Below are 17,885 nucleotides of genomic sequence, written 5' to 3' on the forward strand. Positions count from 1 at the left end.
GCGATGTCGTAAGAGATCCCCTCGGGGCGTACGCACGCAGAAACGCGTCCACGCCATCGACGAGGACCTCGTCGATGGCCGCGGGGCCCTCCTGCCGGTCGAGTGCTTCGAGAGCGACGAGGAACGTGAGCGCGACGAAGTGTTCGGTCGCGCGGTGCGGATTCGGCACGTGCAGGGCCCCGGTGTCCCCGAAGGCGGTGATGCGCTCCGCGAGCAGCTCGTCAGGGTCGTCCAGCTCCTGCCACACACGCCCCCGGAGCGGTCCCGCCGCCGTGAGGAGCTTGCGGAACAGGACGTACGCGGACGAGCCGAATCCCACGGTCGCGATATGCCGTGCGAAGGCCGGCAGAGACGGGCCGGGGTCGCGAGGAACAGGGCCCCGGCGCCTTCCAGGATCGCCGCCCGCTTCCCCGGCGAACGCCCGCGGCGGGCCGGCTGCTGCTGATCGCCGTCTGTCATCGCACCCTCATCATCGGCGCAGGACCCACGGGCCTCACCCTGGCGGTCGATCTCGCCCGGAGCGGTGCCACCTGCCGGATCATCGAGCAGGCGCACGAGGCGAACCGCGCGTCGAAGGCCAAGACGATCCAGCCGCGCGCCTGGAGGTGCTCGACGACCTGGGGGCGGCGCCGTTGATCACGGCGGGCGGGGTGATCGACCTGCCGACACGGTTCCACGAGCCGTCCGGTGCCGTCGTCGACATGCCCATCCCGCCCGTCCGGGCCGGCGAGAACTTCGCCACGCCCTACCCGGACCCGACCTGGATCGGCCGGTTCGATGTCGAAGCAGCGCTGCGCCACCGGCTGGAGGTGCTCGGCGGCGCGGTGGAGTACGGCTCCGCGCCCTCGACGCGGAACAGGGCCCGGACGGGGTGACCGTCACGGTCGCGACACCGGGCGGCGAACGGTACCTGCGCGCTCGCTACGTCGTCGTCGCCGCGGACGGCGGCAAGAGCGGAATGCGCGAGGTCGCCGGGCTGCCGCTGGTAGGTGAGACGTATGAGAAACAGCGCTGGCACCTGGGCGATGTCACGACGACGAGCATCGACCGCGGCTGCATGCGCATATGGACCTCCAAGCGCGGAATGACAGGTCTGACGCCGCTGCCCGGACCGGCTCGGACCCTTCAACCCTATGGGCGCCGCCCGCTCGACATCAGCAGGGCACATTGCGCAGTCCAGGCTGCGCAGATTAGTCTGCCTATATGCATGAGATCGAGCAGGCTACAGAGGGCGTGTCCGAGACGGCCGCGCGCGCGGCCCATGAGGTGCGCGTGGTGTACAGCCGGCTGCGGCGGCGCCTGCGGGAGACGTACGACCGCGGCGACCTCACCCCCTCCCAGACGTCCGTCCTCAGCCGGCTCGACAAGGACGGCGAGGCGTCCGTCGGCGACCTGGCCGTCGCCGAGGGCGTCCGCCACCAGTCGGTGGCCAGCATCGTCGGTGTCCTCGTCGAGCGCGGTCTGGTCGCCCGCCGTCCGGACCCCGACGACGGCCGCCGCCAGCTGGTGTACGTCACCGACGGCGGACACACCTTCCTGGAGGACCGCCGGCGTGCCGGCGAGGGCTGGCTCGCCCGCGCCGTGGAGGACCAGTGCACGGAGGAGGAGCGCCGTACCCTGCTGGCGGCGGCGGCCGTGCTGGACCGGATCGTCCGGTCGTGAGTACGAGCCTGGCGCGCGTCCTGCGACGGTGGCGACCCGAGCGGGGCAAGGACTCCGCGGACAGCTTCGACCGGCGACTGCTGGCCCCGATGATGACGGGAGCGGCTCTCAACCCGGTCAACTCCTCGATCATCTCCGTCTCCCTGGTCCCGATCGGCGCCGCCTTCGGCGCCCCGCCGGCCCAGACGGCGTGGCTCATCTCCGCCCTGTACCTGGCCACCGCGATAGGCCAGCCGGTCATGGGCCGGCTGATCGACCTGTTCGGGCCCCGGCGCCTGTTCCTGACCGGGACGGCGCTGACCGGCATCGCCGGAGTCGTCGGCATGCTCGCCCCCAGCCTCGGTGTGCTCATCGCGGCGCGGGTGCTGCTCGGCTTCGGGACCTGCTCCGGTTATCCGGCCGCCATGTACCTCATCCGCAGCGAGGCCCGGCGCACCGGGCAGGAGAGCCCGGCCGGCGTGCTGACCGCGCTCGCCGTCACCACCCAGACCATCGCCGTCGTCGGCCCGAGCCTCGGTGGCCTGCTGGTCGGCGTCGGCGGCTGGCGCGCCACCCTCGCCGTCAACATCCCCCTGGCGCTCGTCGGCCTGTACCTCGGGGCGCGCCGCATCCCCGCGACCCCCGGGCCGGGCCGCGCGGACGGCCGCCATCCGGTACGGGACCTGGACCTGCCGGGGATGGGCCTGTTCGCGGTGGCGCTGGTGTGCCTGCTGCTGTTCCTGATGGACATCGGCAGCGGCGCCTGGTACCTGCCGGTGCTCACCCTCGCGGCGGGCGCCGGCTTCACCTGGCGCGAACTGCGCGCCGAACAGCCCTTCATCGACGTACGCGTGCTCGGCGGGAACCTGCCGCTCCTCGCCACCTACGGCCGGGCCCTGCTCTGCTACGTCGTCACCTACGCCTTCCTCTACGGCTACACCCAGTGGACCGAGCAGGGCCGTGGACTGTCCGCCTCGCAAGCCGGACTGGTCCAACTGCCTCTGTTCGCCGTGGGGATCGTCGTCTCCACCCTCACCGGACGGCGCCAGGCCGTGCGCGGCAAGCTCCTGGTGGGCGCGGTCGGCCAGATCGCAGCGTGCGCCCTGCTGCTCCTCCTGCACGCCGACAGCCCGGTGTGGATGCTGCTGGCCGTCGTGATCGTCCTCGGTGTCCCGCAGGGCCTGAACGGCCTTGCGCTCCAGAACGCCGTCTACCACCAGGCCGACGCCGACCGCATCGGCTCCTCCGCCGGACTGCTGCGGACCTTCGGCTACCTCGGTGCCATCACCGCCTCGGCCGCCGACGGCGCCTTCTTCGGACAGCGCGCCGACACGGGCGGCCTGCACCACCTGGCCTGGTTCATGCTCGCCGCCAGCGTCCTGTTCCTGGCGGTGACCGTCACCGACCGCTCGCTGCGACGCATCAGCGAAAACTCCGAAACCGACAAGGAACGCCCATGACTCGCTCCGCCCTGCTCGTGATGGATCTCCAGAAGGCCATCGTCGACCGCGTCCCCGGCCTCGGCGCCGACTTCGTCCCCCGCCTCGCCCGTGCCGTCGCTTCGGCCCGGAGCGCGGGCGTGCCGGTGGTGTACGTCGTCGTCGGCTTCCGGCCGGGCCGCCCCGAGGCCCAGTCCAGCCCGCTGTTCGGCGCCCTGCCCGAGGGGGCCTTCACCGACGCCGATCCCGGGGCGGAGATCCACCCCGACCTCGCGGCCCGTCCCGGCGAGGCCGTCGTCACCAAGAAGCGGGTCAGCGCCTTCACCGGCAGCGACCTCGATCTCGTCCTGCGCGGCACGGGCGTCGACCATCTGGTCCTGACCGGGCTCGCCACCAGCGGCGTCGTGCTGTCCACGCTCCGCCAGGCCGCCGACCTCGACTACCGCCTCACGGTCCTGGCCGACGGCTGCGCCGACCGCGACGCCGAGGTGCACCGGGTGCTGACCGAGAAGGTCTTCCCGCACCAGGGCGAGGTCACCACGGTCGACGCCTGGATCGCCGGCCTCGGCTGACTCACAGCTCGGTGGTGGGGGCCGGCCGGACCGGTCCTGACGGGACGTTGACGAGGACCCGGGCGTCCTTGACGGGATGCTGACGGCTCTGGTCGGAGGGTGGGAACAGGGCGTCAGGAGGGCGCCAAGAACTGCCGTGCGGGCTGTTCGAAGCCTCGGAGCGGAGGTGAGATGGGAGCGGGTTCCGAGAAGGGTCGTCGGCCGGGGCACTTCGGCCGGCGTACGCAGAAGGTGGAAGCGATGTCCGTGTCCCGCACGTCCTCAACCGCTCGTGTCGTGGTCGGGGTGAGCGGCTCGCCGGGGAGTCTCACCGCCCTGGGCCGGGCCGCCGACGAGGCGCGGCAGCGGGGAGCCGCGCTCTGGCCGGTGCTCACGTGGCAGGCGCCGGAGGGGGATCTCGCCGCCCGCAGGTTCCCGGCCTCGGCCTCCATGGTGCCCGAATGGGAGCGGCTGGCGCGGGAACGGCTGGCACAAGCGCTGCGTGACGTGTTCGGCGGTACCGACACCGGACCGGCCGGTCACGCGCTCGTCGTCCGGGGCACCCCCGGGCCTGCCCTCGTGCGGATCGCTGACCGGGACGACGACATCCTCCTCGTCGGCGCCGGTGCCCGGGGCCGGCTGCACCGGGCCCTGTGGCCGTCGGTCAGCCGCTACTGCCTCGCACACGCCGGCTGCCCCGTCCTCGCGGTGCCGCCCTCCCCGCTGCAGGCGACGCTGGCGACGGTGCACCGCCGCAACGCCCTGCGGTTGCGCCTGGACACCGGCCAGCTGGAACGGGAGTCCGCGACCGTGCCGCCTGACGCCGCCTGACGCCGCCTGACGCCTGACGGGCTCAGGAAGTCGTGACACCGGCAGGTCCGGCTGCCCGTCCCGCGCGGTGAGACCGGCGACCGAGGCGACGGACCCGGCGACCCGACGAAGATCGCGATGACGACGATGTTCTACGGCGTCCGGCGTCCAGGCGGTGCGTATCCACACCAGCGACACATGCCCCCCACTCGTCCCGGCCGCCCGGGGCGGGACTGGCGGACGGCGCGTCGTCTGTGCCACGCTCCAGGTACAACCAGCCTGGTCTGGTGAGAGGCCCCGCGCCGCCCCCGCAGGTCACCCCGGGTGACCGGGACGCGGTACGGGTTGTCTCGCTCGGCTGTACGCGGCCCCATGCCGTGTGCTTGATGCCCCCTTCGTTACGCCGGGGGCATGATGGGCTCGACCCCCGGAAATCGAGGGGCGAACCATGCAGAACCTGACTGTCGTCACGGAGCAGCACACCGACCGCACCACGATCTCGGTATACGGAGAGGTGGACCTGCAGACCTGTCCCGAACTGGCCCGGGCCGCGTCCCTCGGCATCACGTGCGGCACAGCGCTCCACCTGGACCTGTCCGGAGTGCCCTTCATGGACTCCAGTGGACTGAACCTGCTGATCCTGCTCCACCACCGTCTGCAGGCCGAAGGCGGCCGTCTCGCCGTGACCGGGTTGCAGACCCAGCCCGCTCACCTGCTCCGGCTCACCGGAACCCACGAACTCCTCACAGTTGGCCTCGAAACGGTTGGCTCCGACACTCCGGCACCCCGCCAACCGTAGCCGCCGTCACCCTCGATGGCACCCGCCATGCGGTGGCAGTCCAGCACAAGGCCCTTCGCCGCGAGAGCGGCGAAGGGCCCGCAGGGCTGCCTTCCGAACCCCGCCCCCAGCAAGTCACCCGGGTGACGGACACCACACCATCGAAAAGAGAAAAGGCCCGGTATCAGTCGTCGATCGCCTGGTGGACGGTGGTCCAGAAGTCGTGGATGAGCCGTGCCGGGTCCGGGATCGACATTCCCACCTGAGTGAGCAGGATTCCTGTGAGCTGGTTGCGCGGGCCGGCGCAGGCCGTGGTGCCGGTTCCGCCGCCCCAGCCGAACTGGCCGAACTGGCCGACGGGCGCGTAGTCGCTGCGGTAGGCGCGTACGCCAGTGGACATGTTGGTGCTCCTTCGCTGGTACGTATGGATGCAGGTCGCCCAGGCCGAGGGGCTCGCTTCCGGGCCTGGCGGTCTTGCTGCGGGAAGGCGAGAAGGCGGATGGCCGACAGCCGAGCCGGTCGGCCGCTGATGGTGGTGGTGGTCAGAGGCTGCGGGCGGTGATGCTGATGTCGCCCTTGCCGGTGCGGATCTCGGCGGGACCGGTGACACGGCCGACCGTGACGTCACCGGCGACCGTGGTCAGGCGGACGCTCGCGGCCTCGCCGAGGTCCGCCGTCTTGACGTCACGGTTCTCGGTGGGGTCCGCGGGGGCGATCTCCACCGCGGTGTCGGCGCGGTCGGCGGCCGTGAACCCCGGCTGACCGCCTCGGAGCGGCTGTGAGACGTGTGCGGTCCGCCGTACGAGCCGTCGCCTCCAGCGCCCCGTGGGATGGGGTCACCGGTCAGGCCGTGGCCAGTCGCCAGAGTGGTGGGGTGTGGCGGGTCGGGGACGCCGTGAGGAGGTGCTGACGGAGTTCCATCAGTTCTGCCTGATCGAGGTTCAGCTCCTCGTTGATGCGGCGCGTGGTGACGTAGGCGATTCCGCTGCGCGCGGTCCGGTGCTCCCAGTGTGCGAATCGCTCGGGGAGGGGCGGGAGTTCGGCGGGAGAGGTCCGGGGAGCGGCCGGTGGGGCGGCGTTCTGGGCCAGGCCGGCCGCGCGGGTGCGTTCCCGGGCGATCTCGGAGAAGCCGCACACCTGCCGGCTCGCCCGCTCCGCCTCGGCGAGGTCGGTGCTGTCGGCCAGGGCCCGCGCCAAGGGATTGACGGCGAGGGCTCGTTCCAGGGTGAGCCGGTAGACGTTGGGGCTGGCCGCGGTGAGCGTGACGGGCTGGGGGGCGTCCCGTGTCCCGCAGACGCCGCGTATGCCCCGGGCCGCGGCGACCAGCAGGGCGCTCGCCTCCGACGGGTGCCAGTCGAAGACGTGCTGTACGGCCAGGGTGTCGTCGGCGGTCAGGGTACGGAGCGGGGCGCCGAGTTCGGGCAGCAGGGCGGCCTCGGGCACCTCCGAGTCGAGGCCCGGGCCGGCGACGTGCACCGAGGTGGGGATCGCGGTGTGGGCGCAGGCGGCGAGTACGAGGGCGTCCCCGAGTGGACTGCGCAGGGTGGGTTCGGTGCCGTCTGCCAGGACGTCGCCCCCGACGTCGACGACATCGACGTGATCCGCGCCGCAGTACGCGGCGGCCTCGGTGATCTGCCGTGCGAGTCCCAACGCCCCTTCGTACGGGTCGAGTATCCCCAGTTCCGGTCGCAGATCGGCTGCGAGTCGAGGCAGCAGTGAGCCGGCCGGCGGCCTGGCGGCGGAGTCCGGTGTCACCAGCCGCAGCGTGGGGCCCGCCGGGACGGTGCCCGTGAAGTCGGACGGTCGCCGCGGGCCCGGTACCGGATCGACGACCAGCCGTTCCCAGGCGTAGGTCAGGATGAGCGCGGGCTCGTCGGCGCCGTGGAGAGCGGCGTGCACCATGGCCGTCGTGATGGCGTCACCGCCGCCGCCGGCAGCTATGAGAAGTCGCTTCATGGACGACATGGGTATCGCATGGGGCGCGCCGAATCCAGGTGTTCCGGGTGTCCTTCCGTCCCCCGGGGCCCGGCCCATGTCATGCGCGCGGGCGTGCGGACAAGCCACGGAAGATGCCAACTTGGGTAAAGAGAAAGCCAATTACTTTGGTGGTTCGGCTCATGTCGCCGGTAACCCTCCGTCGAAGAAGCTGTCACGTGGCGCGACCAACTGATGTGATCGACCCCGGAAGGAAGCATCACTGCAGTGGGAACCTCGTTACCGCTTCACATATCCCGCACCGTCCCCGACGAGCCGACAACGCCGTACAAGCAGTACGTGTACGCCTACCCGCACCAGAAGGCGTACCGGCTGGGTGCGGACCGGCCGCTCCTCACCGACGTGTGGGCCGGTGAGAGGCTCGACTCGCTCTCCCTCTACGTGCACGTCCCGTTCTGCGAGATGCGCTGCGGCTTCTGCAACCTCTTCACCCGCACGGGGGCGCCGGAGGAGGTCACCCGTGACTTCCTGAGCACGCTGGAGCGGCAGGCGGCCGTGACACGGGAGGCGCTGGAGGCCAACGGCACGCCGCGCTTCACCCTCGCGGCGTTCGGCGGCGGCACCCCGACCTATCTCACGGCCGACGAACTGGTCCGGCTCTGCGACATCTGCGAGAACGTGATGGGCGCGGACCTCAAGGGCGTTCCGTGGTCGGTCGAGACCTCGCCCGCCACCGCGACCGCCGACCGCATCGCGGTCCTCGCGGAACGCGGCGCCACCCGGCTCAGCATCGGTGTGCAGAGCTTCGTCGACGAGGAGGCGCGGGCCGCCATCCGGCCGCAGAAGCGCTCGGAGGTGGACGCCGCGCTCTCCCGGCTGAAGGAGGCGGCCTTCCCGATCCTCAACATCGACCTGATCTACGGCATCGACGGCCAGACGGAGCAGTCCTTCCAGGTGTCGCTGGACGCGGCACTGAGCTGGGAGCCCGAGGAGATCTACCTCTACCCGCTGTACGTGCGGCCGCTGACCGGGCTCATGGCCCGGCACGACACGGCCGACGAGAGCTGGGACGAGCAGCGGCTGCGGCTGTACCGCTTCGGGCGGGACCATCTGCTCGCCGCCGGCTACCGGCAGACGTCCATGCGGGTCTTCAGCCGCGTCGGCAGCGCCGCGGTCGACAGCGCGGACGACAGCAACATCAGCGAGTACAACCAGCAGGCCGGGATGGTCGGCCTGGGCGTCGGCGCCCGGTCGTTCACGACGGATCTCCACTACACGACCGACTACGCCGTCGCCGTGCCGGAGGTCAGGCGCATCATCGACGACTACATCGCCACGCCGACCGAGGAATTCCGGCGCGCGCAGTGGTCCTTCCGGATGGACGACGACGAGCGGCGTCGCATGTTCGTGCTGAGCATGCTCCTTGAGGCGGACGGCCTGCGCGTGGACCGCTACCGGAATCTCTTCGGCAGCCTTCCGCAGGACGACTTCCCCGCCCAGTTCGCCCTGGTGGTCGAGCGCGGCTGGCTGGAACAGGACGGCGGGCTGCTGCGACTGACCCCGGAAGGGATGGCCTGGGCCGATGCCATCGGCCCGCTGTTCTTCTCCGCCCGGGTGAACCAGGCCATGACGTCCTATCAGGAACGCTGAGCGACGCCGCCCGGCAGCCGCGTACGCCCCTGTCCGGGCGTACGCGGCGCACGGCCCTCCTCCTCCCCCTTGGGTCGCCCCGGCGGTCTGACGGTTCGGCGGTCACGGTGAGGAGGACTCCATCGGGCGCCCGGCGCGCCGGGCCGGCACGGAGACCAGGACGAGCCCGCCGAGGAGGAGCACCGCCCCGGACACGGCCGGTGCGCCCAGCCGCTCCCCCAGCAGCAGGACTCCGAGCACGGTGGCGACCAGGGGTTCCGCCAGGCTGAGCGTGCCGACCGTCGCCCCGCTGATCCGTGTCACCCCCCAGGTAAACAGGAGATATCCCAGGGCCGTCGTGCCCAGGGCCAGCCAGCCGACCAGGACCAGCGTCCGCGGTTCGGCGAGCCCGCCGGGATGGCCGAGGACCCATGGCAGTACGAGGAGTCCCGCGCCGAACACACTCGTCGGGGCCGCGGCGGTGGTGTCCGCGCCACGCTGTGCCAGTTGCCCGGTCGCCGCTATGTACACGCCGAAACTGGCTCCGGCCACCATCCCGAGCAGCACGCCCGCGCTGTCGATCGGCCGGCCGTCGGCCGGGACGAGGAGGAGAGCGATGCCACCGACCGCGCACACGGTCCCGCAGGCCCACACCCCGCTGAGCCGCTCACCGCCCAGGACGCGTCCGCACACCCCCGACACGACCGGGACGGTACCGAAGGTGACCGCGGTCGCCAGGGCAGCGCCATTGCGGTCCACCGCCTCCAGGAAGCACGCCTGGAAGGCCGCGGTGACCAGGATGCTCACCAGCGTCCACCACCGGGCGGGCCGCTGCCACAGGGAGAGCATCCCGGCCCGCCGCGCGGTGAACAGCCCCAGGACGAGACCGCCGAGCAGCATCCGGCATCCGCCGATCGCCACGGGTGACGCGCTGCTCTCGGCCAGGATCTGCGCGGGTCCGACCGTGCCCCAGAGGAAGGCAGCGGTCAGGACCGGGGCAACTCCGCCCCCGCGTAAGGCGTTCTGGGGCTTGCCTACTGTGCTTGTCACGCTCACTCTCATTCTCATTCCGCAGAGCCGGACGGGATCCCGTGGCACGGGGCGCACCTCGGCGGCACATCCGGCGATTCCCGGGCCCGACGCTAGCCAGCTTCGAGCGATCGCCCCCATTGGGAGAAACCACCAAGTCACCGCCCGGCACTTGGAGAAGCTCACGGACCGGCCGTGGCTGTCCGGTAGCTGGTTTCACTCGGGCTCACCGCTGCCCTGCGGCGCCACAAGCGCCGGCTCCTCCCCCTCACGCAGGGAACAGGGCAAGTACCGGCCCCGTCTCGCCGTCCACTTGCTCGCCGTCCACTTGGTGAGGCGAGCCGACTCGCGCGTGCCCCGCGGTAACCGCACGCGCTGGGCGAGGCCGGGCGGGCCGTGCCTGTTCACCGATACTCCAGGCCCCTGTCGTATGCGACGGCGACGGCACGGGCCTTGAGGGATGGACAGCCCACTGAACTACCGTCCGGTCACTCCGATCGACGCACACACCCGGTCTGCCTCGCGACGCATGTCGTACTCGGCGACGACCCGGGCCTCAGCCGCCCGAGGCCGGCCAGTATCCGTACGCGGCGACCAGCTTTTCGGTGCGTTCACCGGATGCCGTGAGCGGCACTTCCAGGTTGCCGATCGTCAGGTCGCCGGCTCAAAAGCTTCCGTGCCGCCGTGTGATACAGCCGCGCGTGGAGCGGTACGTTCCTGTGCTGAGGAGCGGGCGTGACCGCAGTCCTGAGACCGGACCGCGGTGCCGGGGCGGCGAAGAGCGACGTCGTGATCCTCATGCCCACGTGCAGCTCGGTCGTCGAACGCGTCCTCGGTGACCCGGGCACGCCGAAAGTCCTGCCGGGGCCTTCGTCCGGGCGCCCCTCGTGTCATCTACATGGGATCGTCGGCGCCCGTGGAGGCCCGCAAGAGCACCATCGGCTCCGGGACCGGACGGGCCCTTACGGACCAAGCGGCTCGACCGCCGGAGGACGCCGTGGGCTCCCCCCCGACGCGATTGCCCGCCCGCCGCGCACGGGACAGCACGGTCAGGGCCGGGCGTGCTCCAGGTGGCTTGCGTCTGTATCAGGCCATCGGGGAAGCCGATCGCGTCCACACCGGCACTAGATCCGATCTCCTGTTCGAATTTCGTGGCACTTCGGACACGTCCCTGCCCGGAGCCGTGCGTCCTGTGTCATCGGACCTTGAGCGCACGCCATCGCCGTTTGACTGGCTCCGTCCGTGACACAGGCGGACCCTTGAGAAGGAGCGAGTGGAACCCAGGGAGGACATGGTGGGACGTGAGCGGATCAGGCTGGCGGAGGTGCTGGCCGCGGCGGAGGTTGCCTCGCCGGTCGCGTCGCTGGATGTGGTGGCGCGTAATCTGCGCGACCGGTTCGCGGCGCGGTACGTGTCGTTCCTGTTCGTCGACATCGCCGGCCGGAAGATGGTGCGGGTCACCGAAGAAACGGTCACGCAGCAGGGGCGCCAGGCCGATCAGGTCGACCTGGCCGGCAGCGTATACGAGCAGGTTTTGGGCTCGCAGAAGCTGGTGTGCGCGGCGGGCGGCGGGCAGGAACAGCGGGTGATCGCTCCGGTCACCAACCGCGGTGACACCATCGGCGTCCTGGAGCTGTTCCTCTCCGACGCCGGCCAGGAGGTGCTGGAGCAGGTGGAGGAGGCCGCGCACGCTCTGGCGTACCTCCTGGTCACCGACCGTCGCTTCACTGACCTCTACCAGTGGGGCCAGCGCACCGCTCCGGTGAGCCTGGCCGCCGAGATCCAGCGTCAGCTCCTGCCCTCCGCCCCCTCCTGCGAGGCGCCCGAGTTCGCCCTCGCCTGCGCTCTCGTCCCCGCCGAAAACATCGCCGGTGACAGCTACGACTACACCCTCGACCACGACACCCTGCACCTGTCCATCACCGACGCCATGGGCCACGACGTCGACGCCGCCCTGATGGCCACCCTCGCCGTCAACGCCTCCCGCGGCGCCCGCCGCGCCGTAGCCGACCTCGCAGAACAGGCCCGCCAGACCCACCAGGCCATGCTCGACCACGGCCGCCACACCTTCGTCACCGGCCAGCTGCTGCGCATCGCGCTGAACGGCAGCGGCGCCCAGCTCGTCAACGCCGGCCACCCCTGGCCGCTGCGGCTGCGCGACGGCCAGGTGGAGGAAGTCCCCCTGACCGTCAATCTGCCGTTCGGCATCCCCATGCAGGGCCCCTACCGGGTGCAGGACCTCGATCTGCGCCTCGGTGACCGCCTTGTCCTCTACACCGACGGGATACAGGAACACCAGGCGGAAACCGTCGACCTGCCCGGCGTGATGCGTGACACCGCCGGGGAGCACCCCCGCGAGGTCGTACGCGCTCTGACCGCCGCAGTCACCGATGTTTGCGGCGGCCACCTCCAGGACGATGCCACCGTGATGTGCCTGGACTGGCACGGCCCCCACACCGGGGGCCGTGGAGCGGACACCGGCACGGACAACTGACTGCCCGCCCGCGCAGACCTCTCGAACCACCAGAAGACCTCTCGAACCACCAATCGAGTACGGCGGGACAGGCCGCCGCGTCCCGGTGATTGCCCAGCTGTCGTAGGCCTACGAGGGCACTCGGTCAGCCCTTCACTCGGTCAGCCCTTCAAAGGAACGCGCCCGCATCCGTGGCGCGGAGGGCATCCGCCGAGGAGGACGCCCTCTGGCACCCGCAGCCTGACCAGCCCGGCGAACCTGTGCGGTCACGGAACCAGTCATAGATCGAGAACCCGTCCCGCCATGTCCCGAATGGTGTCGGCCAGGATGTCAGGAGCGGCGAGATGGGCGATGTGTCCCTGACCGGTGAGCGTGACGATGCGCGCATTCGGCAGGACTGCCGCCAAGTCGGCCACACGTTCGCGCAGGTGAGAGGGGCTGAGATCGCCCTCGATCAAGGTCGTCGGTGTTTCGAGCGTCGCGAAGCGATCAATACCGACGCCGAGCGCGTCGATCGCTTCGTTGTCTGCGATCTGTGCCGCCGCGTACGCGGACAACGCTGCTCGCATGTGCTGGTCGACGAACATGGCATCGACCACGGTCGCAGGCATCCGGACGATGTCCCGCATATGGATCCGCATCGCCTCGACCGGGTCGCCCCCGTCGAACGCGGCACGGGCACGTGCTCCCGCTGTTCCGGCGATCAACTCCTTGGTGGGCATCGGCGGTTCGTAGAGGAACAGTCCGGCGAATGTCGAGGGGGACAGCAATGCGGCTTCCAGCGCGGCGACGGCGCCCGAGGAATGCCCCACAAGAAGCACAGGGGGCTCCAGGAGATCCGCGACGGCGACAATGTCGGCTGCCTCGATGGTCATCGAGTGAGGTAGGGCGATGTCTGCTTCGGGAACGTAGATCCGTCGTCGGATCCTGACGACGCGGAAGTCGTCGGTGAGGTGGCGGGTGACGCCGTCCCAGGCCGTCGCATCTCCGCCGCCCGGGTGGACCACCAGCAGGTTCGTTCCGGAGCCGTCGTCGAGAGCGGTGATGGGGCGGCCGTCGTCAGATGATGCAAGAAGCTCAGTCATGCTCACAACCTTGTACTGGTCCACCGACATCACACCGACAGACTGCCGACATCCCGTGCCGCCTACAGCGGCCGGCCGCCCCAGCCGAACGGCGCGAGCCTCGCGGATGTGTTCGCGGTGCCGGACCGGGTGCCTCTGGCTCTCGCATCCACCGCACTCCCCAGGAGGGTAGTCATGGCGCTCCCGCCCCAAGGCTGGCACAAGAGCACGTACAGCAACGACTTCGAGGATGCGTGCGTGGAAGCCGCCCTGGTGCCCGGGTACGGCGTACTCGTCCGGGGCAGCGAGGACCGCAGCCGCCGACCGCTCGCCCTCTCCTCCCCCGCTTGGCGCGACTTCCTCGTCACACCCACACCTACAAGCTCAGTAGCACGATGAGGCAGGCGGAACGGTGTCGTCGCACCTACGCGCGAGCTGAGCCGGTCGAGCCCGGGGAGCGGTGAGATCGTCGCCACCGGTGTGCGGGATGGGCAGCTATCGTCCGCTTCTGCGCCGCCCCGTCCCGGAGGACGATCACCAGGAGGGGCGGGATGACGAGTTTCGGGGCTCGACCAGCCGCGTCGCGGGTCTCGTCCAGGCCGTTCTCACACTGCGGCCGGCCTGCTCAGAGTGAGGTGGGAAGCCTCATTGGCTTCGCTCCAGGTACTGGGCATCACCATGGCCCAGCGACCAGTCCGCATGCGAGTTCTCCGTCAGGACGACGAACATGTTGCGTGGTTCGACGTTCGCGTATGCCTCGGCGAGTTCGGAAATACGCCGATACAACGCCTGCTTCTGGTCAGCTGGACGGCCGGCCCGCAAAGTGATGGCCACGTACACGATGCCGTCATCGCGGGGTACGCCGAGATAGGTGCCGTGGCGCAGTAGGCCCTGCCGCCCGTCATGGCTGGTCAGGATCTGGAAGCGGTCCTCGTCAGGGAAACCCATCGCCTCACCGAGTGCTTCGTGGACGGCCCGTCCGAGGGCCCTCAGCCGCTCGGTGTCGCAGTGCATGGCGTCGATGCGGACGAGTGGCATGGCGCGTGCCTCCAAGGTCGGTCTGTCGGTCTGTGATGCTGCCCAGCCACCTACTGTACATACCAGTAGGTACAGCCGAAGCCCCCTATCCCGTCCCCTTCGGCGGCCTGCTGCTGCTCCCCGGACGGCTCGGCGATCTCGTCGGGCGCAAGCGCGTCTTCATCACCGGCCTGCGCCCTACTCATCGCGTTCGTCGCCCGCCAGGCGAGGGCGGCCCGGCCGCTCCTGGCGCTGCGTGTGTTCCGTTCGCGCAACGCCTCAGGAGCGATGGGCATCCAAGCCCTGTCTTCCCGGTCGCGACCGGCGCGCGCTCCCTCGGCCTCTCGCCCAGGCTGATCGCGCGCTTCGGCCCCCGTGCCGTACTCCTTCCAGGGCTTGCGCTCATCATGGCGGGTCTCGCCGCGCCCGGCCGCCTACCGGCGGAGGGAGCTACGCCGTGGACGTCCTGACCGCGCTGCCGCCCCTCGGTAACCGCTCGCCGGCCCCTTACGCCTACACCTCCCCCCGGCGCAGCTTTCCCTTGACGACCTTTCCCCCGGCGTTGCGTGGGAGTCCGGAGACCAGCACCAGATCCTTGGGCATCTTGTAGGAGGCCAGCCGTCCGTCGAGGAAGTCGGTGAGCTGGGCCAGCGACAGGGTGGACCCGGGCGCCACCGTGGCGAACGCGACCGGCACCTGCCCCCAGCGCTCGTCGGAGCGGCCGACCACCGCGATCTCCAGCACCGAGGGGTGCTCGGCGATGGCGTTCTCCAACTCGGCGCAGTAGATGTTCTCGCCCCCGCTGATGATCATGTCCTTCTTGCGGTCGACGACCCAGACGAAGCCGTCCTCGTCCTGCTTCACCAGGTCGCCGGAGTGGAACCACCCTCCGTGGAAGGCTTCCGCGGTCTCCCGGGGCTTGTTCCAGTAGCCCCTGGTCACCGTGGGGCCGCGGTAGACGATCTCGCCGACCTCACCGGCCGGCACGTCGTTCATGGCCGTGTCGACGACGCGGTACTGGATGGTCGGGATCGGGCGGCCCACCGATCCCAGCTTGCGCAGCGAGTCCTCGCCGCGCAGGACACAGGTGATGGGCGACGTCTCGGTCTGGCCGAAGACGGCGACGTTCAACGCCTCCGGGAAGCTCTTCCTCATGGCGCGGAGGGTCGCGTCGCTCGCGGGCGCGGCCCCCCAGCTGATGACACGCAGTCTCAGGTCGCGTTCGCCGATGTCGGGCTGGGCGCAGATCATGTCCCACTGCTGCGGCACATTGAAGGCGATGGTGGCGCCTTCGCGTTCATAGGCGTCGAGGACCGTCCTGGGATCGAAGGCCCCGAGCGGGTGGATCACCACTGTGCTGCCGACCAGGATGTTCGCGACGATCGACCCCAGCCCCGCGATGTGGAAGAACGGCGCGGTGAGGAAGCCGACGTCGGAGTCGTCGAAGATGTCCATCGCCTGGATACAGGTGAGCGCCTGTACCTGCATGTTGCGGTGGGAGAGCAGCACTCCCTTCGACTGCCCGGTGGTTCCCGACGTGTACATGATCAGGGCGGTGGACTCCTCGCTGATGTCCGGCAGTTCCATCGGCTGGTGCCCGGCCAGGAAGTCCTCGTAGGCGACGTACCTCCCGGTCGTGTCGCCCGGCTCACCGATGACGATCACCGTGCCGATGGAGTCGACCGCCGGGACGTCGCGGAGCCGGGGCAGCAGTTGCGCGTCGACCACGATCGCGGACGGGGTGCAGTCGGACAGGATGTGGCCGAGTTCCGGGGGCGCGAGCCGGAAGTTGAGCGGGACGGCCATGGCGCCCAGGCTGTTCGCGGCGAAGACGCTCTCCACGAACCACGGGTGGTTCAGGGTGAGCAGGGCCACCCTGTCCCCCTCCCGCACACCGCGGCCGGCGAGCGCGGCGGCCAGTCGCAGCGAACGTCCGGAGAGCTGGGCCCAGGTCGTGGTGGACCCGAGGTACCGCAAGGCGGGCCTGTCGGGCCGCATCATCGCGTGGGTGGCCGCGTGCGCCATCCAGTGGTGACGGAAGGACCAGGCGGGAGCAGTGTCCGTGGCCATGCCACTCCTTGCACTCGGAGGGGAAGGAGGCTGGAAGGTGGGCGACATTATGCCTGCGCGGCAGCCGCCCAAGAAGGGTTTTGTTAATCAAAAATCACGCGGGTGCAAAGCGGTGATCGTGCGCCGGCCGGTCGGCTGTCCCGGCTGCTATGGCCCCCGGGCGTGCTGTGATTGACTTGCGCGCATGGTCCTGTCCCCGTACGCCTCCACCCCTCGGTGAGCGCCGATCCGCTCGCGGCGACGCGGCCACGCAATCGCAGACAGCTCATCTCCGAGGCGGCCTGCCGCGTGTTCAGCGAGCGCGGGTACCACGCGGCGTCCATGGAGGAGATCGCCGCCGGGGTAGGCATCAGCGCGGCGGCCCTGTACCGGCATTTCCCCAACAAGTACGCGCTGTTCGCGGACTGCGCGAACACCATGGTGGACCGGTTGGTCGCGGCCCTGGAGGAGGTGCCCGCCGAGGCGGGCCTGGCGGAAGTGCTGCGCTCCGCCGCCCGCGTCGCCGTGGCCCATCGCGCCGCGGGCGGACTGTACCGGTGGGAGGCCCGCTACCTGGACCGCGGGGACCGCCGGCTCCTGCGGGCGAAGTTCGCCCGTGTGGTGGGAAGGGTGACCGAGGCGGTGCGCCGCGAGCACGCGACACCGTCGGCGGAGCTGTGTGCCGTGTCGGCGCTCGGAGCGATCGGCTCCATCGCCATGCATCACGTCTCGATCGCCCAGCGCCGCGCCGAGGGCGTTCTCCTGACCGCCGCCCTGGGCGTGGCCGCGACCGACCCCGTGACGGCGCCGGGGGCAGCGCGTTCCGTGGAACTTCCCGCCCGCCCGGTGCCGCGGACGCGGCGCGCGGAGATCCTTGCCGCCGCCGTCCCGTTGTTCGCCCGGGACGGGTTCGCCAAGGTCACGAACGGACAGATCGCGGAGGCGGTCGGGCTGGTCCCTTCCGCGATCTACCGGCACTACCCCGCCAAGACGGACATCCTGGTGGCAGCCTGCCTGCAGGCCGCCGAACTGCTCACCCAGGCGGTCGGCCGGAGTGTCGACAGTGCCGCCGACCCGCGCGATGCCCTGGTGGCGCTGGCGTCCACCTACGTGGCCTACAGCTTCGAGCACACCGCGCTCACCAGCGTCGCCGAGGCCGAGGTCATCGGTCTGCCGGACGGTCTGCGGCAGCCCCTGATCCTCGCGCAGCGCGACCACATCGCGATGTGGGAACAGCAACTTATCTCGGTGCGACCGGAGTTGGACCCGCGACAGGCGCGCGTCCTGGTGCACGCGGGGTTCGGTGTCGTGGTGGAGGCCGGCCGCAGGCTGCACTGGCTGGACACTCCTGAGCATCGCAGCTCCGTCACCGCCCTGATCATCGGCGCCCTCGGCCTGGGGTGATCGCGGCAGTGGCGGCGGGGCAGTGGCGGCGGCTACCGGTGCGGCCGGGCAGCCGGGCAGCCGCGT

At 70.6% G+C, this 17,885-nt stretch carries 18 protein-coding genes and 4 pseudogenes; 13 read left to right on the plus strand and 9 right to left on the minus strand.

The window, feature by feature from the left end; all coding sequences use genetic code 11:
- Nucleotides 1–82 precede the first annotated feature (82 nt).
- Nucleotides 83–319, minus strand: a pseudogene (locus tag ABZ858_RS13695) (hypothetical protein); the annotation flags it as partial.
- A 14-nt stretch (nt 320–333) separates the two neighbouring features.
- Between ABZ858_RS13695 and ABZ858_RS13700 the strand changes: the two are divergent.
- The 8 genes and pseudogenes from ABZ858_RS13700 (at nt 334) to ABZ858_RS13735 (ending at nt 5,240) form a co-directional block, all read left to right on the plus strand.
- Complete coding sequence (locus ABZ858_RS13700; RefSeq protein ID WP_361376282.1) at nt 334–636, plus strand: FAD-dependent monooxygenase; 303 nt, start codon at nt 334–336, stop codon at nt 634–636.
- A complete protein-coding gene (locus ABZ858_RS13705; RefSeq protein ID WP_361376285.1) occupies nt 606–875 on the plus strand; it encodes a hypothetical protein in 270 nt (89 codons plus the stop codon). The genes ABZ858_RS13700 and ABZ858_RS13705 overlap by 31 nt, the downstream gene beginning before the upstream one ends.
- Nucleotides 872–988 (plus strand): annotated as a pseudogene (locus ABZ858_RS13710) (hypothetical protein); the annotation flags it as partial. The gene ABZ858_RS13705 and the pseudogene ABZ858_RS13710, both read left to right, overlap by 4 nt.
- 215 nt (nt 989–1,203) lie before the next feature.
- Complete coding sequence (locus tag ABZ858_RS13715; protein ID WP_361376288.1) at nt 1,204–1,662, plus strand: MarR family transcriptional regulator; 459 nt, start codon at nt 1,204–1,206, stop codon at nt 1,660–1,662.
- Entirely contained in the window at nt 1,659–3,101 is a 1,443-nt protein-coding gene (locus ABZ858_RS13720; RefSeq protein WP_361376290.1) for an MFS transporter, read from the plus strand. Before ABZ858_RS13715 ends, ABZ858_RS13720 begins: the two co-directional genes overlap by 4 nt.
- Nucleotides 3,098–3,652: an isochorismatase family cysteine hydrolase gene (locus tag ABZ858_RS13725; RefSeq protein ID WP_361377165.1), complete on the plus strand. Its 555-nt coding sequence runs from the start codon at nt 3,098–3,100 to the stop codon at nt 3,650–3,652. The genes ABZ858_RS13720 and ABZ858_RS13725 overlap by 4 nt, the downstream gene beginning before the upstream one ends.
- Before the next feature lie 240 nt (nt 3,653–3,892).
- Nucleotides 3,893–4,462, plus strand: a complete 570-nt coding sequence (locus ABZ858_RS13730) for a universal stress protein (RefSeq protein ID WP_361376293.1) — start codon at nt 3,893–3,895, stop codon at nt 4,460–4,462.
- A gap of 427 nt (nt 4,463–4,889) precedes the next feature.
- Nucleotides 4,890–5,240 (plus strand): STAS domain-containing protein, encoded by a 351-nt coding sequence (locus ABZ858_RS13735; RefSeq protein ID WP_361376296.1) that lies wholly within the window; start codon nt 4,890–4,892, stop codon nt 5,238–5,240.
- 163 nt (nt 5,241–5,403) lie between these two features.
- Here ABZ858_RS13735 and ABZ858_RS13740 read toward each other — a convergent pair whose 3' ends face one another.
- From ABZ858_RS13740 to ABZ858_RS13750, 3 genes and pseudogenes are all read right to left on the minus strand, one after another.
- Nucleotides 5,404–5,619 (minus strand): hypothetical protein, encoded by a 216-nt coding sequence (locus ABZ858_RS13740; RefSeq protein ID WP_361376299.1) that lies wholly within the window; start codon nt 5,617–5,619, stop codon nt 5,404–5,406.
- Nucleotides 5,620–5,779: 160 nt separating this feature from the next.
- Nucleotides 5,780–5,983: pseudogene (locus ABZ858_RS13745) on the minus strand (hypothetical protein); the annotation flags it as partial.
- A 79-nt stretch (nt 5,984–6,062) separates the two neighbouring features.
- Nucleotides 6,063–7,175, minus strand: a complete 1,113-nt coding sequence (locus ABZ858_RS13750) for a DUF1152 domain-containing protein (protein ID WP_361376302.1) — start codon at nt 7,173–7,175, stop codon at nt 6,063–6,065.
- A gap of 246 nt (nt 7,176–7,421) precedes the next feature.
- Between ABZ858_RS13750 and ABZ858_RS13755 the strand changes: the two genes are divergently transcribed.
- Nucleotides 7,422–8,804 carry an STM4012 family radical SAM protein gene (locus ABZ858_RS13755; RefSeq protein WP_361376305.1) on the plus strand — a complete coding sequence of 461 codons (1,383 nt, stop codon included), beginning with the start codon at nt 7,422–7,424 and terminating at the stop codon, nt 8,802–8,804.
- 102 nt (nt 8,805–8,906) lie between these two features.
- Here the strand turns inward: ABZ858_RS13755 and ABZ858_RS13760 are convergent, their stop codons facing one another.
- Nucleotides 8,907–9,833 carry a DMT family transporter gene (locus ABZ858_RS13760; protein WP_361376308.1) on the minus strand — a complete coding sequence of 309 codons (927 nt, stop codon included), beginning with the start codon at nt 9,831–9,833 and terminating at the stop codon, nt 8,907–8,909.
- 1,270 nt (nt 9,834–11,103) lie between these two features.
- On the opposite strand from ABZ858_RS13760, the gene ABZ858_RS13765 reads away from it, so the two are divergent.
- Nucleotides 11,104–12,306, plus strand: a complete 1,203-nt coding sequence (locus tag ABZ858_RS13765) for a PP2C family protein-serine/threonine phosphatase (protein WP_361377168.1) — start codon at nt 11,104–11,106, stop codon at nt 12,304–12,306.
- Between the two features lie 257 nt (nt 12,307–12,563).
- Here ABZ858_RS13765 and ABZ858_RS13770 read toward each other — a convergent pair whose 3' ends face one another.
- Nucleotides 12,564–13,370, minus strand: a complete 807-nt coding sequence (locus tag ABZ858_RS13770) for an alpha/beta hydrolase (RefSeq protein ID WP_361376311.1) — start codon at nt 13,368–13,370, stop codon at nt 12,564–12,566.
- 174 nt (nt 13,371–13,544) lie between these two features.
- On the opposite strand from ABZ858_RS13770, the gene ABZ858_RS13775 reads away from it, so the two are divergent.
- On the plus strand, nt 13,545–13,748 hold the full coding sequence (locus ABZ858_RS13775; protein ID WP_361376314.1) for a DUF397 domain-containing protein: 204 nt from the start codon (nt 13,545–13,547) through the stop codon (nt 13,746–13,748).
- Between the two features lie 246 nt (nt 13,749–13,994).
- On the opposite strand, the gene ABZ858_RS13780 is transcribed toward ABZ858_RS13775, so the two are convergent.
- Together ABZ858_RS13780 and ABZ858_RS13785 are read right to left on the minus strand one after the other, a co-directional pair.
- Nucleotides 13,995–14,387, minus strand: a complete 393-nt coding sequence (locus tag ABZ858_RS13780) for a tautomerase family protein (RefSeq protein ID WP_361376317.1) — start codon at nt 14,385–14,387, stop codon at nt 13,995–13,997.
- Nucleotides 14,388–14,437: 50 nt separating this feature from the next.
- Nucleotides 14,438–14,662 (minus strand): hypothetical protein, encoded by a 225-nt coding sequence (locus ABZ858_RS13785; protein WP_361376319.1) that lies wholly within the window; start codon nt 14,660–14,662, stop codon nt 14,438–14,440.
- Between ABZ858_RS13785 and ABZ858_RS13790 the strand changes: the two are divergent.
- Nucleotides 14,556–14,856 (plus strand): annotated as a pseudogene (locus ABZ858_RS13790) (MFS transporter); the annotation flags it as partial. The gene ABZ858_RS13785 and the pseudogene ABZ858_RS13790 overlap by 107 nt on opposite strands.
- Before the next feature lie 23 nt (nt 14,857–14,879).
- Here the strand turns inward: ABZ858_RS13790 and ABZ858_RS13795 are convergent.
- Nucleotides 14,880–16,436, minus strand: coding sequence for an AMP-binding protein (locus ABZ858_RS13795; RefSeq protein WP_361376321.1), 1,557 nt, complete (start codon nt 16,434–16,436; stop codon nt 14,880–14,882).
- A 216-nt stretch (nt 16,437–16,652) separates the two neighbouring features.
- Between ABZ858_RS13795 and ABZ858_RS13800 the strand changes: the two genes are divergently transcribed.
- Nucleotides 16,653–17,819 carry a TetR/AcrR family transcriptional regulator gene (locus ABZ858_RS13800; protein ID WP_361376324.1) on the plus strand — a complete coding sequence of 389 codons (1,167 nt, stop codon included), beginning with the start codon at nt 16,653–16,655 and terminating at the stop codon, nt 17,817–17,819.
- Nucleotides 17,820–17,885: the final 66 nt, after the last annotated feature.

This window comes from Streptomyces sp. NPDC047017, from assembly GCF_040644175.1.
GTDB lineage: Bacteria > Actinomycetota > Actinomycetes > Streptomycetales > Streptomycetaceae > Streptomyces.

Excerpts from the sequence above, each read along its gene's own strand:
- ABZ858_RS13715 (WP_361376288.1), top strand. The coding sequence starts at position 1,204 with ATGCATGAGATCGAGCAGGCTACAGAGGGCGTGTCCGAGACGGCCGCG.
- ABZ858_RS13725 (WP_361377165.1), top strand. The coding sequence starts at position 3,098 with ATGACTCGCTCCGCCCTGCTCGTGATGGATCTCCAGAAGGCCATCGTC.
- ABZ858_RS13730 (WP_361376293.1), top strand. The coding sequence starts at position 3,893 with ATGTCCGTGTCCCGCACGTCCTCAACCGCTCGTGTCGTGGTCGGGGTG.
- ABZ858_RS13735 (WP_361376296.1), top strand. The coding sequence starts at position 4,890 with ATGCAGAACCTGACTGTCGTCACGGAGCAGCACACCGACCGCACCACG.
- ABZ858_RS13740 (WP_361376299.1), bottom strand. The coding sequence starts at position 5,619 with ATGTCCACTGGCGTACGCGCCTACCGCAGCGACTACGCGCCCGTCGGC.
- ABZ858_RS13750 (WP_361376302.1), bottom strand. The coding sequence starts at position 7,175 with ATGAAGCGACTTCTCATAGCTGCCGGCGGCGGCGGTGACGCCATCACG.
- ABZ858_RS13765 (WP_361377168.1), top strand. The coding sequence starts at position 11,104 with ATGGTGGGACGTGAGCGGATCAGGCTGGCGGAGGTGCTGGCCGCGGCG.
- ABZ858_RS13770 (WP_361376311.1), bottom strand. The coding sequence starts at position 13,370 with ATGACTGAGCTTCTTGCATCATCTGACGACGGCCGCCCCATCACCGCT.
- ABZ858_RS13775 (WP_361376314.1), top strand. The coding sequence starts at position 13,545 with ATGGCGCTCCCGCCCCAAGGCTGGCACAAGAGCACGTACAGCAACGAC.
- ABZ858_RS13780 (WP_361376317.1), bottom strand. The coding sequence starts at position 14,387 with ATGCCACTCGTCCGCATCGACGCCATGCACTGCGACACCGAGCGGCTG.
- ABZ858_RS13785 (WP_361376319.1), bottom strand. The coding sequence starts at position 14,662 with ATGCCCATCGCTCCTGAGGCGTTGCGCGAACGGAACACACGCAGCGCC.
- ABZ858_RS13795 (WP_361376321.1), bottom strand. The coding sequence starts at position 16,436 with ATGGCCACGGACACTGCTCCCGCCTGGTCCTTCCGTCACCACTGGATG.